This window comes from Hafnia sp. HMSC23F03, assembly GCF_001816025.1.
GTDB lineage: Bacteria > Pseudomonadota > Gammaproteobacteria > Enterobacterales > Enterobacteriaceae > Hafnia > Hafnia paralvei.
The window spans coordinates 58629-74412 of the sequence record NZ_KV824190.1 but is presented as its reverse complement, the minus strand read 5'-3'; the positions used below and the strand labels follow the sequence as shown (position 1 = coordinate 74412).

Annotated in this window: 13 protein-coding genes; 7 read left to right on the top strand and 6 right to left on the bottom strand. The window is 46.9% G+C overall.

Features of this window, described 5'->3' with window-relative positions; all coding sequences use genetic code 11:
* Positions 1–86: 86 nt before the first annotated feature.
* Positions 87–2684 carry a bifunctional aconitate hydratase 2/2-methylisocitrate dehydratase gene (acnB, locus tag HMPREF3091_RS02580; RefSeq protein ID WP_004094472.1) on the top strand — a complete coding sequence of 866 codons (2598 nt, stop codon included), beginning with the start codon at positions 87–89 and terminating at the stop codon, positions 2682–2684.
* A 104-nt stretch (positions 2685–2788) separates the two neighbouring features.
* Here acnB and HMPREF3091_RS02575 read toward each other — a convergent pair whose 3' ends face one another.
* Positions 2789–3508 carry a GntR family transcriptional regulator gene (locus tag HMPREF3091_RS02575; RefSeq protein ID WP_004094469.1) on the bottom strand — a complete coding sequence of 240 codons (720 nt, stop codon included), beginning with the start codon at positions 3506–3508 and terminating at the stop codon, positions 2789–2791.
* A 127-nt stretch (positions 3509–3635) separates the two neighbouring features.
* Here HMPREF3091_RS02575 and HMPREF3091_RS02570 point away from each other — a divergent pair, with 127 nt between their 5' ends.
* Together HMPREF3091_RS02570 and HMPREF3091_RS02565 are read left to right on the top strand one after the other, a co-directional pair.
* Positions 3636–4436: an amidohydrolase family protein gene (locus HMPREF3091_RS02570; RefSeq protein ID WP_070714013.1), complete on the top strand. Its 801-nt coding sequence runs from the start codon at positions 3636–3638 to the stop codon at positions 4434–4436.
* A gap of 28 nt (positions 4437–4464) precedes the next feature.
* Positions 4465–5805, top strand: coding sequence for an MFS transporter (locus HMPREF3091_RS02565; RefSeq protein ID WP_070714010.1), 1341 nt, complete (start codon positions 4465–4467; stop codon positions 5803–5805).
* A 187-nt stretch (positions 5806–5992) separates the two neighbouring features.
* On the opposite strand, the gene HMPREF3091_RS02560 is transcribed toward HMPREF3091_RS02565, so the two are convergent.
* Complete coding sequence (locus tag HMPREF3091_RS02560) at positions 5993–7627, bottom strand: vWA domain-containing protein (protein ID WP_168168167.1); 1635 nt, start codon at positions 7625–7627, stop codon at positions 5993–5995.
* A gap of 490 nt (positions 7628–8117) precedes the next feature.
* On the opposite strand from HMPREF3091_RS02560, the gene HMPREF3091_RS02555 reads away from it, so the two are divergent.
* Positions 8118–8771: a tellurite resistance TerB family protein gene (locus HMPREF3091_RS02555; protein WP_070714007.1), complete on the top strand. Its 654-nt coding sequence runs from the start codon at positions 8118–8120 to the stop codon at positions 8769–8771.
* 336 nt (positions 8772–9107) lie between these two features.
* Positions 9108–9473, top strand: coding sequence for a protein YacL (yacL, locus tag HMPREF3091_RS02545; RefSeq protein ID WP_004094450.1), 366 nt, complete (start codon positions 9108–9110; stop codon positions 9471–9473).
* A gap of 82 nt (positions 9474–9555) precedes the next feature.
* Here yacL and HMPREF3091_RS02540 read toward each other — a convergent pair whose 3' ends face one another.
* Positions 9556–9903 carry a YacC family pilotin-like protein gene (locus HMPREF3091_RS02540; protein ID WP_004094449.1) on the bottom strand — a complete coding sequence of 116 codons (348 nt, stop codon included), beginning with the start codon at positions 9901–9903 and terminating at the stop codon, positions 9556–9558.
* Between the two features lie 260 nt (positions 9904–10163).
* On the opposite strand from HMPREF3091_RS02540, the gene cueO reads away from it, so the two are divergent.
* Both cueO and HMPREF3091_RS02530 read left to right on the top strand, forming a co-directional pair.
* The gene (gene cueO / locus HMPREF3091_RS02535) at positions 10164–11786 is read left to right on the top strand and encodes a multicopper oxidase CueO (protein WP_070714000.1); all 1623 of its coding nucleotides are present in this window, start codon (positions 10164–10166) and stop codon (positions 11784–11786) included.
* Between the two features lie 286 nt (positions 11787–12072).
* Positions 12073–13404, top strand: coding sequence for a polysaccharide deacetylase family protein (locus HMPREF3091_RS02530; protein ID WP_070713996.1), 1332 nt, complete (start codon positions 12073–12075; stop codon positions 13402–13404).
* 67 nt (positions 13405–13471) lie between these two features.
* Here HMPREF3091_RS02530 and panD read toward each other — a convergent pair whose 3' ends face one another.
* From panD to panB, 3 genes are all read right to left on the bottom strand, one after another.
* Positions 13472–13852 (bottom strand): aspartate 1-decarboxylase, encoded by a 381-nt coding sequence (panD, locus tag HMPREF3091_RS02525; protein WP_008814566.1) that lies wholly within the window; start codon positions 13850–13852, stop codon positions 13472–13474.
* 128 nt (positions 13853–13980) lie between these two features.
* A complete protein-coding gene (gene panC, locus HMPREF3091_RS02520; protein WP_070713991.1) occupies positions 13981–14841 on the bottom strand; it encodes a pantoate--beta-alanine ligase in 861 nt (286 codons plus the stop codon).
* A 65-nt stretch (positions 14842–14906) separates the two neighbouring features.
* Positions 14907–15701 carry a 3-methyl-2-oxobutanoate hydroxymethyltransferase gene (gene panB, locus HMPREF3091_RS02515; RefSeq protein ID WP_035503720.1) on the bottom strand — a complete coding sequence of 265 codons (795 nt, stop codon included), beginning with the start codon at positions 15699–15701 and terminating at the stop codon, positions 14907–14909.
* Between the last annotated feature and the right edge of the window lie 83 nt (positions 15702–15784).

Here is a 15784-nt window from a genome sequence, read left to right as displayed (position 1 = left end):
CGCACAGATGACAACGTTGGAAGCGCACTACGCAACACACCCTCTGCACACATAATGACTCCAACAATGAGAGCGAGGATAAAGTCGTGCTAAAAGAATATCGCGAGCACGTTGCTGAACGTGCGGCAGAAGGCGTGGTTCCTAAACCACTGGATGCGACGCAAATGGCTGGGTTGGTGGAATTACTGAAATCGCCACCGGCGGGTGAAGAGGAATTCCTGTTAGATCTTTTGATTAATCGTGTACCACCGGGCGTTGATGAAGCGGCCTATGTTAAAGCCGGTTTTCTTGCCGCCGTGGCGAAAGGCGAAACAACCTCTCCTCTGGTTTCTCCAGAAAAAGCCGTTGAGCTGCTTGGCACCATGCAGGGCGGTTATAATATCCATCCTCTGATTGACGCTCTCGATGATGCCAAACTGGCACCTATCGCTGCTAAAGCGTTGTCACACACCTTGCTGATGTTTGATAACTTCTACGATGTGGAAGAGAAAGCCAAAGCCGGGAATGAGTATGCTCAGCAGGTTCTGAAATCTTGGGCAGACGCTGACTGGTATTTGTCACGGCCTGAATTAGCCGAAAAAATCACCGTCACCGTATTTAAAGTGACCGGTGAAACTAACACCGATGACCTGTCTCCTGCTCCAGACGCTTGGTCACGTCCTGATATTCCTCTCCATGCCTTGGCAATGTTGAAAAACGAACGTGAAGGCATCGTTCCTGACCAGCCGGGTAGCGTTGGTCCAATTAAACAAATTGAGTTGCTGAACAAAAAAGGTTTCCCGTTAGCTTATGTCGGGGATGTCGTAGGAACCGGCTCTTCGCGTAAATCAGCGACTAACTCCGTATTGTGGTTTATGGGGGATGATATTCCTCATGTGCCAAACAAACGCGCTGGCGGGGTCGTTCTTGGCGGTAAAATTGCTCCGATTTTCTTCAATACCATGGAGGATGCGGGCGCACTGCCAATCGAAGTTGATGTGTCTAAGCTAAACATGGGCGATGTGATTGATATTTACCCTTATAAAGGTGAAGTCCGTCATCACGAAACCAATGAACTGCTGGCTGAGTTTGAACTGAAAACCGAAGTTCTGCTGGATGAAGTTCGCGCCGGTGGGCGTATTCCGTTGATCATCGGCCGTGGTTTAACGACCAAAGCGCGCGAGGCGCTAAACCTGCCACAGAGTGAAGTATTCCGTATTGCCAAACCGGTAGCAGATAGCGGTAAAGGTTTCTCATTAGCGCAGAAAATGGTGGGACGTGCCTGTGGAACCAAAGGTATTCGCCCTGGGCAGTACTGTGAGCCGAAGATGACCTCCGTAGGTTCTCAGGATACCACTGGCCCAATGACTCGTGATGAATTGAAAGACTTGGCCTGTTTAGGCTTCTCTGCCGATTTAGTCATGCAGTCATTTTGTCATACAGCGGCTTATCCTAAGCCGGTAGACGTCACGACACACCATACGTTGCCCGATTTCATTATGAACCGTGGCGGTGTATCACTGCGCCCAGGCGACGGTATTATCCACTCATGGTTGAACCGTATGCTGCTGCCAGATACGGTGGGTACGGGCGGTGACTCCCATACTCGTTTCCCTATTGGCATTTCTTTCCCTGCAGGGTCTGGTTTAGTGGCGTTTGCTGCTGCGACGGGTGTGATGCCTCTGGATATGCCGGAGTCTGTACTGGTTCGATTTAAAGGCAAAATGCAGCCGGGAATTACCCTGCGCGATCTGGTTCATGCCATTCCTTACTATGCGATTCAGCAAGGTTTGCTGACCGTTGAGAAGAAAGGTAAGAAAAATATCTTCTCAGGACGCATTCTGGAAATTGAAGGCTTACCAGAACTGAAGGTTGAGCAGGCGTTTGAACTGGCGGATGCTTCTGCAGAGCGCTCTGCGGCGGGCTGTACCATCAAACTGGATAAGGCGCCGATTACTGAATATCTCAGTTCTAACATCGTGTTGCTGAAGTGGATGATTGCGGAAGGCTATGGCGATCGTCGCACTTTAGAACGTCGTATTCAGGGAATGGAAAAATGGCTGGCCGATCCACAATTGCTGGAAGGCGACGCCGATGCAGAATATGCCGCGGTGATCGACATCGATCTTGCTGATATCAAACAACCAATCCTGTGTGCGCCAAACGATCCGGATGATGCACGTCTGCTGTCTGACGTGGCTGGCGAGAAGATCGATGAAGTCTTCATTGGTTCTTGCATGACTAATATCGGCCATTTCCGTGCGGCGGGTAAACTATTGGATGGACACAAGGGGCAGCTGCCAACACGTCTGTGGGTAGCTCCACCGACCAAGATGGACGCAGCACAGCTGACAGAAGAAGGCTACTACAGCATCTTCGGTAAGAGCGGTGCGCGTGTGGAAATCCCTGGGTGCTCGCTGTGTATGGGGAACCAAGCTCGCGTGGCAGATGGCGCAACCGTGGTTTCAACGTCTACGCGTAACTTCCCGAACCGTTTAGGGACAGGGGCGAATGTGTATCTGGCTTCGGCTGAACTGGCGGCGGTCGCTTCGCTGTTAGGGCGTTTGCCGAATCCTGAAGAGTACCAGCAGTACATGGAGCAGGTAGATAAAACGGCGGTAGACACCTACCGTTACCTGAACTTTGACAAGCTGGAACAGTACACTGAAAAAGCAGACGGTGTGATTTTCCAGACTGCGGTCTGAGTTGCATCAAATGAGATTAAGAGGGAGGCTTCGGCCTCCCTTTTTTGTCGGGGCTATTCGTTCAGATGAAAAGGCGAGCTCATATCTAGCCGATAATGAGAGGGCTAGCGGTGAGAATCGTAATGAATTTCGTACTCTTCGCGATAGAGTGTCTCCCCCCACAATACAGGCTTTTTCTCTGCCGTAAGGTAACTGTGTTGACGAATGAGTATTGGACGAGAGCGCTTGATGTTTAACCACTTGGCCGACTCTTGGTTTGGCAGCGCAACTCGAACTTGATTAGAAATCATCTGGATATTGATTCGCAGGCTTTTTTCAAAAATGAGCTGTAACGCTTGTTCCTCTAGCGACTTCCTTTCTATCTGCAAGGCTAGAATTGACGGCATGTAACGGATTTCTAGCGCAATTGGTTGCTGGTTAATGAATCTCAGCCGCAAGAGCTTATGGACACTCTCCTTGTCGGATAGCTGCAGTTTCTTCTGTAAGAACTCAGTGCAGGGAACCACACTAAAATCTAGCACTTGGTATTGCAGTGTTTTGTCACTGTCTATTAGGTCTTGTTCAAAAAAACCAAGCGTGTGCGTATTCACCGTCGTGACGATAGGTGGGCTTTTGACGAATGTCCCACGGCCTCTAACACGATTAATCAGCCCATCGGCGATCAATCCTTGCATAGCATGAACGACGGTCGCTCGAGTGGTATCAAACTGCTTGGCGAGTTCGTTTTCAGAGGGGAGGCGCTCACCTGGCTTATAAACGCTTTGTGCTATTCCCCGCCGTAGGGCTTCTTGTATTTGCATATAAATGGGCAAAATGTGAGCCATTTAAAATTATTCCTCTTGGCTGGGTTGCATAGTCAACTAGTCAACTTTGAAGTCAGGATACATCATTCTATCAGACTTCAACCTCCAGTTACCGTTAGGGATGTACACAATAAAAATGAGTTATGGAATGACTTTTGATACACATGCACATGTTTTTGTGCGGGGACTAGCGCTTGCAGAGCATTGCCGCTATGTTCCTGATTACGATGCCACACCAGGGAGTTTTCTTACACACCTAGACAATAACGGCATTGATGTCGGTCTTTTAGTACAGCCCAGCTTTTTGGGGACTGACAATCATTTCATGCTGAATGCACTACGCGATTATCCCACTCGATTTCGTGGCGTTGCGGTGGTGAAGCCGGGTATCACTCGCACTGAGTTAGATGATATGGCGCGTCTTGGCGTGGTGGGCATTCGGTTAAATTTAATCGGTACAGATTTGCCCGATCTCACAACCCCAGAATGGCAATCGCTTTTAACTCACGTTAGGGATTTAGGTTGGCATGTTGAGCTACATCGTGCTGCCAGTGATTTACCGGATTTGATTCAGATACTGCTCGATATAAACGTCAAAATAGTGATTGACCATTATGGCTTGCCGTCTACTGCGCTTAAACAATTCGATCCTGGGTTTCAGTTTTTACTTGAGAAGGCTGCGAGTAAAAAAATTTGGGTAAAGTTATCGGGCGCATATCGTAATGGTGGCATTGATACTTTAACGGAAAATGTCACGCCTCTTATCCCTTTGCTACTTAAGCATTTTGGAGCCGAACGATTATTGTGGGGCAGCGACTGGCCTCATACTCGTTTTGAAAAAAATATCAATTACCAGCGTGTATTTGATGCATTTGCAGTTGAAGTCACGGATGAAAAAACAAGAAATAAAATCCTTTCAGCTAGCGCTGAAGCGCTATTGAGAGCGTAAAACTATCAAGGTGATAAAAGGATGTGCCATGGGTGTTTTATATAAAAAAAGCGGGTACAAGTGGGTTGTACTTATCGTTTGTATCTTAGCGTATTCATCGGGAAATTTAGTTCGCTGGAACTATACAGGTATTTCTCAATACTTGATTGGTGAATGGCATATTGGCAAGGAAGAATTAGGGATACTCGGCTCTGCATTTTTTTACTCTTATGCGATAGGGCAGAGTCCATGGGGAACACTTACCGATATATTGGGCGGTAGAAAAGTTATCTCTATCGGAATATTACTTACGGCAATCATGTTTTCCCTATTTGCTTTTGTCGATAGTTACTATCAGGCAATTGTCGTCAGAATTTTGATGGGGTTCGTTGGGGCGGCAACGTTTGTGCCCTGCATGGCTGTGCTGTCTCGTTGGTTCAGTAAAAAAGAACGCGGCATGGTGTTAAATATTTTCTCTGGAACCGGCGGCGGTTTGGGGGAAATTTGGTCATTTTTATTAATGCCGCTTATTTCTTTATTTATGATCGGTGGGGCAACCATATTCGGTCTGAGTTCATGGCGCGCCTCTACGCTGATTATGGCTTTTGTTACGGTAGCTATAGTTATTATGTGTTTTGCGGGGATGCGCTCGGATCCTTCAGAACTAGGCCTACCCTCGATCGTTGAGCAAGAGAATAAAAAACAGAGTAAAGACGCCAGCTATAAAGCCACGCTTTTTAATGCGCTACGCGATCCTTGGTTTTGGGTAATCACTTTTGCATGGCAAGGTTTCACCGTTTGTTTACGTTTGCTTCCTGCTTGGTTACCTATTTATGCTGCGGCTTACTATAAACAAACTCAGGGATTATCTAACTCTGAATCTATGGTCGCTGGCGGTATGATGGCGTCAGTCTATGTTGCCGGTCGAATTATAGGTACCCCATTATTGGGAAAATTATCGGATTTTCTGCTCGTTCGCTATAGTGTTCCTAGAACACTCATCATTGCCTGTTTCCATATCTTCATTACTTTATCGATGTTTATCTTAAGCCATCGTATGCCATCTTCATTCCTGTTTGCTGTGCTTGTATTTGTTATTGGCGCAGCAATAAATATGTTTCCTTTGGTTAATGCGGCCGTTGCTGAAATTTGGCCAATTAAGACGGGCGGTGCCTTAATGGGATTAGTGAATACCGTCGGGCAATTGATCGGCGCATCGGCGTTGGCATACAGCGGTTTTATGGCTGATAAGTTCTCCATTATTGGTGCCGGTTATAGTTTTGAATATCGAGGGATCTGGTATTTAGCCATGATTTTCAGTTCTATTTCTGTTATTGCCTCTTTCTTGGCCAGTTATCGTGAAAGAAGAAGCATCAGAGGGATGAGCTGAGCCATGATTCAGTGTTTGCCACTCATACGTAAGCTGGCGCTTAAATTCGTCATCTAGACATAATAATAACGAGCAAATAGCGTAGTTACTTTTTAAGGAATATGTTAAATCCACCTGCATAGCAGGTGGATTTTTGTATCGTCATAGTTGAAGCGGCATCTAGCGATATGATGGCCTTGCAGACTAATTACTTCTCAGTCGATGAAAGATTTTTCGCTAAAGTCGCAATCTGGATAAACTCGGCGCGCAGGCCTAATGAATCATCTCCCTTTGCATCACGAGCCAGATTTATAGTGTCATCGATACTAAACGATCCCGTATAGCGCCCGCTATTTTTTAGCTGTTGTGCTAATGCTGCTACGGCACTGGCAAAGCGGAAGTCATCGCTTGCTTGCGACAACGACGGCTTTATCTGTGATTTTGTGAGCGGGATTTCAATCAATTTTGAATCGTTTCTTATTTCTGGAGATACGTTCGCGTCTTTGGTTTTTTGCTGCGCCGGTTCCTTATAGCGAATGCGCAGTAGGGCGAGTTCGTTGTTCTTTATATCAGAGGATGGCGTCTCATGCTGATAGCGAGACTTTTCTAGCCAGCCTTTTTCCCCTACCGGAATAATTTCATATAATGCCGTGACCGTATGTCCTGCACCAATATCTCCGGCATCCACTTTATCATTGCTAAAGTCTTCTTGGTTGAGTAGGCGTTTTTCATATCCTAATAAACGATATTCTTTAACCTGCTGCGGATTGAATTCAACTTGTAGTTTAAGATCGTTAGCTACCACGCTCATGGTTGAACTCAGTTGCTCAACCAGTACTTTTTGCGCTTCTTGCATACTGTCTATATAGGCGTAATTACCATTGCCGACGTCTGCAATATGCATCATGAGTGAATCGTTATAGTTTCCTTGACCAAACCCTAACGTGGTTAGATTGATGCCATTTTTAGATTTCTGCTTTATTTTCTCTTCCAACTGATGAGTATCAGTGACACCAACGTTAAAGTCGCCGTCGGTGGCTAAGAGAATACGGTTGATCCCATTTTTAATGAACCCTTTTTCAGCCATTTGGTAGGCCAAGTCAATTCCGGAACCGCCTGCAGTACTGCCGCCAGCACTTAGCTGGTTGATCGCGGAAAGAATATCTGATTTATCTTTACCTGAGGTCGGTGGCAAAATTGTTTTTGTTTCGCCTGAATAAATGACGATAGATATTTTATCCTGCTCGCGCATTTTATTAACCAACAGTTTTAGCGAGCTTTTTACCAGCGGTAATTTATCGTCGTCACTCATGGAACCGGATACATCTATTAAAAACACCAGGTTGGCGGGGGGGAGTGCCGTTGCGTTTATGTCGGTTGCCTTAATGGCAATACGTAACAGCTTAGAGTGCGCGTTCCAAGGGGTTGGCGCAATTTCGGTGGCGACGCTAAACGGCGAGTTATCTACCGGCTTAGGGTAGTTATAGTGGAAGTAATTAAGCCATTCTTCTAAACGTATAGAGTCAGACGGCGGTAATGTTCCTCTATTCAATAAACTGCGCATCACGGTGTAACTGCCAGTATCAACATCGGCGCTAAACGTAGAAATGGGTTCTTGAGCGACAGATTTAACGCTGTTTTCTGTATAGGTTGGATATTTGTTATTGTCCTCAGCCATCGGGGTGGCCTGAGTATTCACTCCCAACTGAGGCTGCATTGTGCCAATGACGTATTCGCTCCCAGTACGTGCGTGTGGGTTTTGTTGTGAACAACCGCTGGATACTAAGCTGGCTACACATAAAGTGCTTACAAGCAGTAGTTTATGCGTTGGTTTTTTTTTCATGCTAAACATTTCCTTATGCAGAACAGAATGGTTAATGAGTTTAATGTTTTATAAGTTTTTCACATCTAGAGAATAGAATTTTATTACCATAGATTATCGGTGACAGAGAGTAGGGCTGTCTGCACGATTATTTACTCTAGCGTTTTTAATACCTCTAGTAGATATCTTAATAAAAAATATAACCAGTATTTTATTCGCGTATTGCTCTGATGGTGATGATATTGAGATTATTCCGTTTTTAATTTGTTGGTGTTATAGGATGTAATTAATGCATTTATCAATCTCAGGGTCATGAAGGAATAATATCTTGATTGTTATTTTGTTTTTCTATAGATGTACTGCGCATTATTAAATTGAATGATACTAATCTAAGTATTAATTAATCGAGCCTTGAAATATAGGCAAGTTTTCAATTCCCATACGTAAACTGACAGATAACCCCGTAATATAGATGTAATAGCATCGATAAAATGTACCTATGGGGTGTGTGATGAAAAATAATTGGATGCAACAAATTCAATCTATGCTGGGGGATAAAACTAAATCACTAGGGGGATCGGAGGGCGTGAGTAAACTACTCGCACCTGCGGCATTAGGTGGTTTGGTTGGGGTTCTGCTAGGAAATAAATCATCCCGTAAACTGGTGGGAAAATTTGGCAAAAGCGCGTTGATTGTCGGTGGTTCTGCGGCGGTTGGCGCGGTGTTATGGAATAAATATAAGCAGCGTGTCAAAGAAACTCATCTGGATGAGCCTCAGTTCGGCGCTCAGGTTTCACCATTAGATACGCGAACTAAACGGCTGATTCAGGCTATTGTGTTTGCGGCAAAAAGTGATGGGCACGTTGATGATACCGAACGTCAGGCAATCGATAAGAGCTTGCATGAGTTGGGGTTAGGTGCGGAAGCTGAACACTGGGTGCAAGACGCTTTGGCGCAGCCGTTAAATCCAGATTTGCTTGTGAAAGATATCAAGAACGAGGATGAAGCGCTTGAGGTTTACTACCTCAGCTGTGTCGTGATCGATATCGATCACTTTATGGAGCGTAGCTATCTGGATGCTTTGGCTCAGTCGTTGAAGATCCCTGAGGATGTTAAGCAGGGCATTGAACATGATATCAGTGAGAAGAAGCGCGAGCTGGCTTGACCCTTGAGGTTATTTTTGCTGATATACCGCGTCGGTTTTTTAGAAAACCGTGTTAATTCCCAGACGGAGGCCATGGCCTCCGTTTTATTTTTCCAGTTTGCGAGCCCCGACAGTACAGCTACGCAACGGATGTTTACACTATACCTGTCATACTTCAAGCTGCATGTGCGTTGGCTGCGCTCGCTCACCTGCGTTACTCGGCAAAGCCTCGCCCTTAGGGGCCAGCGCTGTGCGCTGTTCAAAAAGGCTAACGCTTTTTTGTCCTGCAACTCGAATTATTTAAGGTATATAAATAATCCCCCGATGAAAGAGGGGGAAGTCGCGGAGGGCTGAACGATGGATTATGAATTTCGCCATGATGTAACTGGGCAGGTCGTCGCCGTATTTTCGATGGGGCACGAGGTCGTTGGACATTGGCTTAACGAAGAGGTGAAAGGGAATCTGGAGCTACTGACTCAGGTTGAACAGGCCGCGGCAGAGGTAAAAGGCAGTGAACGTCAATGGCAGCTTACCGGACATGAATATACGTTATGGTTAGACGGGGAAGAGGTCATGGTTCGGGCTAATCAACTGGCCGTTGAAGGCGACGAAATGGAAGAGGGGATGAGCTATTACGATGAAGAAAGTCTCTCCTTCTGTGGTTTAGAAGACTTTTTGCAGGCGCTGGATAAGTATCGGGCGTTTATTACATCAACACGCTAGCTAACCTATATGGTTGCTGGACGTTTAAAAACTAAAAACGGCAGAAATTTCTGCCGTTATTTTGCCAAGCATATATCGTCGATCAGTTTGCGTAGGCTAAAAGGCTCAGAGAGTCTCGAGCCAGATATTTGCATTTGGTTGCCGTTGGCATCGCAATGCGGCTGAGGTCGTGGTAGCTATCTTCACCTAACGCTTTCATTTTTTTAGTATTATAGTTAGATAAATCCCAGCCGTTACGGCTGGCAAAAAACACAATAGCCTTCTTGATTTGAGCATTAGGCAAATCATTATAGCCACAGTCATTTTTCAGAAAAACGAAGATAGCGGTGAGATCGGCTAAATCTTCGGATTGCATATCATCAAGAGCCTGGCTGGCAGAGGTGAAACTCAGCAAACCTAAAAGCAAAAGCACCAGCGAGGTTTTTTTCATAAACAGATGCACATTATGTATTTGTACTTTGACGGTATCATATTTTAACCCTGTTTCTACAGTGTTTCTTACTCATTTTCTTAATCAATTTTGTTAATCTCGCGTCATTTAATCAAGTCCTTGCTTGACTCTCCCCTTACTGGAAGGTCTACCCTGAATTCATCATACGGGGTACAGAAAAACATTTGGCGACTATAGCCCTATGTTCGTTACTCCAATGTTTAACTGAGTCTTTTCAACGACGCACAAGGGAATCTGACATGCTTCGCCGCGACTTTATCAAACTCACCGCTGTGCTGGGGGCATCGAGTGCTTTACCGCTCTGGAGCCATTCTGTTTTTGCTGCTAATCGACCCAATTTACCCATCCCCTCGCTGCTGATACCTGATGCTGCAGGTAAAATAGATCTGAAAGTTCAAACAGGTAGCATGAATTGGAAAGCGGGCGTGCAGACGCCAACGTGGGGCATTAACGGCCCACTGTTAGGCCCTGCGATGCGTTTAGAGCGTGGTAAAGATGTTGCCATCAATGTGACCAATGCTCTGCCGGAAGCCACAACAATGCACTGGCATGGGATGGAAATCCCCGGAACGTCTGACGGAGGCCCGCAGGCGGTCATTGACGCTGGCAAAGTATGGACGGCTGCCTTTAAGGTCGATCAGCCAGCGACGACGGCATGGTTCCATCCGCATACTCATGGCCTTACAGGGCGTCAGGTGGCGATGGGGCTGGGTGGTCTGATTATTATTGACGATGAAGAGAGCACCAAGCTTCCTTTGCCTAAGGAATGGGGCGTCGATGATATCCCGGTGATCCTGCAAGATAAGCGACTCGATGCTAAAGGTCATATCGATTACCAGCTGGATATCATGACCGCGGCAGTGGGTTGGTTTGGGGATATGATGCTGACGAATGGCGCACTTTATCCGCAGCATCTTGCACCGCGCGGTTGGCTACGACTCCGTTTTCTCAACGGTTGTAACGCCCGTTCGCTCAATTTGGCGACCAGCGATGGCCGCCCAATGTACGTAGTTGCCAGCGATGGTGGCCTGCTGGCTGAGCCAGTGAAGCTGAGTGAATTGCCCATTCTCATGGGGGAGCGCTTTGAAGTGCTGGTCGATACCCGCGATGGTAAAGCGTTCGATATTGTGACACTGCCCGTTAAGCAAATGGGCATGACGTTAGCTCCGTTCGATCATGCATTGCCGGTACTGCATATCCAGCCAACGCTCAAACAAAGCGAAGCAAAATTGCCTGATTCGTTAGTCAATATGCCAGCGATTCCAGTGGTTGATAACGTTAAAACCCGTTGGTTACAGCTGATGATGGATCCACAGCTCGATATGATGGGGATGCAGATGATGATGCAGCGCTACGGTATGGAATCAATGGCGGGTATGAGCATGCAGGGCCATGGTGATATGTCGGGTATGGATCATAGCGGTATGCAGGGCATGAAAATGCAGGGGCATATGGGGCACGACAAAATGAATCATGACGGCATGGGACATGGGCAGAAGACGGCTCAGGACTATGATTTCATGCATGGCAATAAAATCAACGGAATCGCGTTCGATATGGCGAAACCAATGTTTGATGTCAAACGTGGTACCTACGAGAAATGGACGATTTCGGGGGAGGGCGACATGATGCTCCATCCGTTCCATATTCACGGTACTCAGTTCCGTATTCTTTCTGAAAATGGTAAACCACCGGCAGCCCACCGTAGTGGATGGAAAGACACCGTGCGTGTTGAAGGATGGCGTAGTGAGGTGTTAGTGAAATTTAATCATGAAGCCCCTAAAGAACGCGCCTACATGGCACATTGTCATCTGCTAGAGCATGAAGATACAGGCATGATGATGTCGTTTACCGTGAGCTAATTTCTCTGACCGCCTATGCCATTTAATGATGAAACATAGGTTGAAGTCGCGTCCATCAGTGAGCATTGATATTTTCACATGAATATTGGTGCTGACTAGTGGACGTCATCGCGCACCATTTCAGTCTTACGAGTTTCTCAGGAGTGCGGATGATTTCCTGAATTCATAAGCTATACCTATATCACCGACAATCTTTTAACCATGTGCCTTCTTACTCACCCATGCTATTCTGTTGTTCTTAAAATGATTTTTAGCCAAGTGACATCTGAATTCCCTAAATATAAAAATGAAGCTATTTCAATCAATAACAGCAGGATTGCTGTTTTCTCTATGGGTTATTTTTACTCCGAATACGGCGATTGCCGACCTTCTGCCTGATAGTTGGCAGCAGTATCAATACATGGAAGCGGAGCGCGACAGCGAGATTTATTCGTTGGTGGGGGAACACGTTATTCCTGTTGGGCAAATTCAGCAGGGGCAGATACTCAACGTGTTTCAAGCTGATTCTGAATATTATGAGTTCCGCTTCGGTAACGGCACCGGCTTTATTGCGCGCGAAGATTTGAAGGAGTCAAAGAAGCGCGATCTTTCGCGTGACAACCTGAGCGATTTGCGTAAAAAAAGTTTCCAAAATCTGGTGACAAGCCGTCCTGTGACGGTTTATAGCCAAGCAGACAATCAAAGTACGTCTGTGGCAATACTGGAAGAGAACCTGCGTTATCCGATCCTTGATAAGCAAAAAGATCGTCTTAACCAGACATGGTATGCCATTAACCTAGGCGATCGCTTTGGTTATGTCAGTGCCCTTGATGCCGATTTAGATAACGGTATCGCGGTGCTTACGTATCACCATATTTTGAAAAATGAAGAGAATAAGCGTTTCCGCCGGACATCGACGACCACGTCGGATGTGGCTTTCAGTAACCAGATGGCCTATCTCAAGCAGGCTGGCTACAGTACGCTGTCGATGTATCAGTTGGAAGGCTATCTCACTGGAAGCATGAATCTACCGGCGAAAGCCGTGGTGTTAACCTTCGATGATGGTTTGAAATCGGTTTATCGCTATGCCTATCCGGTGCTTAAGCAAAATGGGCAAAGAGCCACGGCGTTTATTATCTCTTCGCGTATTAAGCGCCATCCTCAAACTTGGAATCCTAACGGACTCCAGTTTATGAGTATCTCCGAGTTGCGTGAAATCCAGGATGTATTTGATATCCAATCTCACACTCATTTCCTGCATCGGGTGAGCGCTAACAAGCAGCCTATTCTGTTCAGCCGGTCATATCACAATATTCTGTTCGATTTTCAGCGTTCACGACGTGCTTTGTCACAGTTCAATCCGCACGTACAGTATTTGTCATACCCCTTTGGCGGTTACAACCAAAAGGCGATGGACGCCGCACGTGATGCGGGATTTCATTTAGCGGTAACGACGGTGCAGGGAAGAGTCAGAATGGGGGATAATCCGTTTGCACTGAAACGGTTATATGTCCTACGCACGGATTCGGTACAGAGCATGGCTGCGCTGATTGCGAATAACCCACAACCGGTGCCAGAAAAGCCGAATGCGGTGCCAGTGAAAGTGCCTGCGAAGGCGGTGACGGCACCTGTATTGTAAATCGTGAAGAGGCGCTAGCGTGCGCCTCTTCATCGTACTCGTGTGCTCCGATCGGTTTAAATCGGGATTATGCCACCTGCACCGGGACTGCTTTTGCCAAGCGCTTCATCACATTGTCACCTTCAAAATAGGCAACTTTAGGGTTGTGTGAGCGCGCCTGTTCGTCAGACATTTGTACGTAGGAGCAGATAATCATGGTGTCACCAACGCATGCGCAGCGAGCGGCAGCACCGTTGACGGAAATGATTTTTGAACCACGTTCGGCGGCGATGGCATAGGTTGAGAAGCGCTGACCGTTATCGACGTTATAAATATCGATAGCTTCATATTGCAGGATTCCCGCTGCATCCAGAAAATCCTGATCGATGGCGCAAGAACCTTCGTAATGCAAATCTGCCTGAGTCACTTTGACGCGGTGGAGTTTGCCTTGCAACATAGTGCGTACCATAACAATACCTTCATTAACATCTATTGATGGCAACCGCCACGCTGAAAGCCGCGACGGCAATTCTTCCTATTTTAACCGAATGGTCGACTAAATTATCTGAAATAAGTTTACCACTGTATGCAAAATAATTAACTCTCGGCGTTAAAAGGCACGCGCATGTTATCGATAAGGCGAGCCTTACCTAACCATGCAGATACCAGAATCACCGCTGTTTTGGTATCGACGTTAACATCCAGTAGCGTGTCAGCATCACGGACAAACAGTTCATCTGGCTGTAAACCTGCTTCACGCAGGCGGCTGGTGGCTTGTTCTAGCAGCTCGTCGATATTACGCTCACCGTTCTCTAGCTGAGTGGCTAAATGACTCATGATGTTATATAGGCGCGGCGCTAAGCGACGTTCATCTGCGGTGAGATAGCCATTACGTGAACTCAAGGCTAATCCATCTGGTCCACGTACAATCGGCACACCGACGATATCAATATCGAAGTTCAGGTCAGATACCATCTTGCGGATCAGAGCCAACTGCTGGAAATCTTTTTCACCAAAGCAGGCAATATCCGGCTGGATCAAGTTGAACAGTTTGCTGACGATAGTAGAGACACCGCGGAAATGCCCAGGACGGCTAGCGCCTTCTAGCATGGTTGAAAGCGATGGCACATCGACATAGGTCTGTTGTTCTAATCCTTTCGGATAGACTTCTTTTTCAGACGGAGCGAAGACCAAGTCCACGCCTAGACGAGTTAATTTCTCGCAATCTTCCTGCAACGTGCGAGGATAGCGCGCTAAATCGTCAGGGCGGTCAAACTGCATTGGGTTCACAAAAACGCTGACCACAACGACATCGGCCCGCGTTTTGGCTTCTTCGACGAGTGTAAGATGACCTTGGTGTAGATTACCCATGGTGGGTACCAACGCAATGCGCTTGCCTTCCTGACGCCAGCGGCGAATTTCACGACGCAACAGAGGGATTGTCTCAATGATTAACACAGTGGTTCTCCAAACTGATGATCTATCCCCTCCCTAAAGAGGGAGCGGTGGATGACGCTGACGAATTAGTTAAACGTATGTTCTGGTGCTGGATACAAACCCTGCTCCACTTCTTCAATATACAGACGAATAGCTGAGCGAATGTCACTTTGTCCTGCAAGGAAGTTCTTAGCAAACTTAGGCGTGTGGCCGCCGGTAATGCCTAAAGCATCGTGCATGACGAGAATTTGGCCATCGGTGTCTTTACCCGCGCCGATGCCGATAACAGGAATTTGTAGAGCGTCGGTAATGGTTTTCGCCAGCGCAGCCGGTACACACTCTAATACCAGCAACTGTGCACCCGCGGCTTCCAACGCTAGCGCATCTTCCAGCAGTTTATCCGCGCCGTCTTTATCACGCCCCTGAACTTTATAGCCACCGAAAATATTTACCGACTGTGGCGTTAAACCTAGATGAGCACAAACGGGGACGGCACGATCGGTAAGCATCTGCACGGTTTCAGTTAGCCAACTCCCGCCTTCTAGCTTGACCATATTGGCCCCAGCGCGCATTAACGTCGCTGCGTTGGCGCAGGCCTGTTCCGGCGTGGCATAGGTCATGAACGGAAGATCGGAAAGTAACAGACAGTATGGTGCACCACGCCGTACGGCACGCGTATGGTAAGCCACATCTTCGATCGTAACAGGCAGTGTTGAATCATGCCCCTGCAGCGTCATGCCAAGAGAATCGCCAACTAACATCACGCGAATTCCCTGATCTTCAAACAACTTGGCAAAGCTGGCGTCATAAGCCGTGATGGTGGCAAATTTGGTTTTTTGTTGTTTTAACTGTAACAGATGGGTGATGCTGGTCGGTTTCATGGGATCCCCTGACGGCGTCATTCAGACTGAGACAAAAGCGCATTCTAAGAGATGTTATGCGGTAGGAACAGCGCTTTATCTGT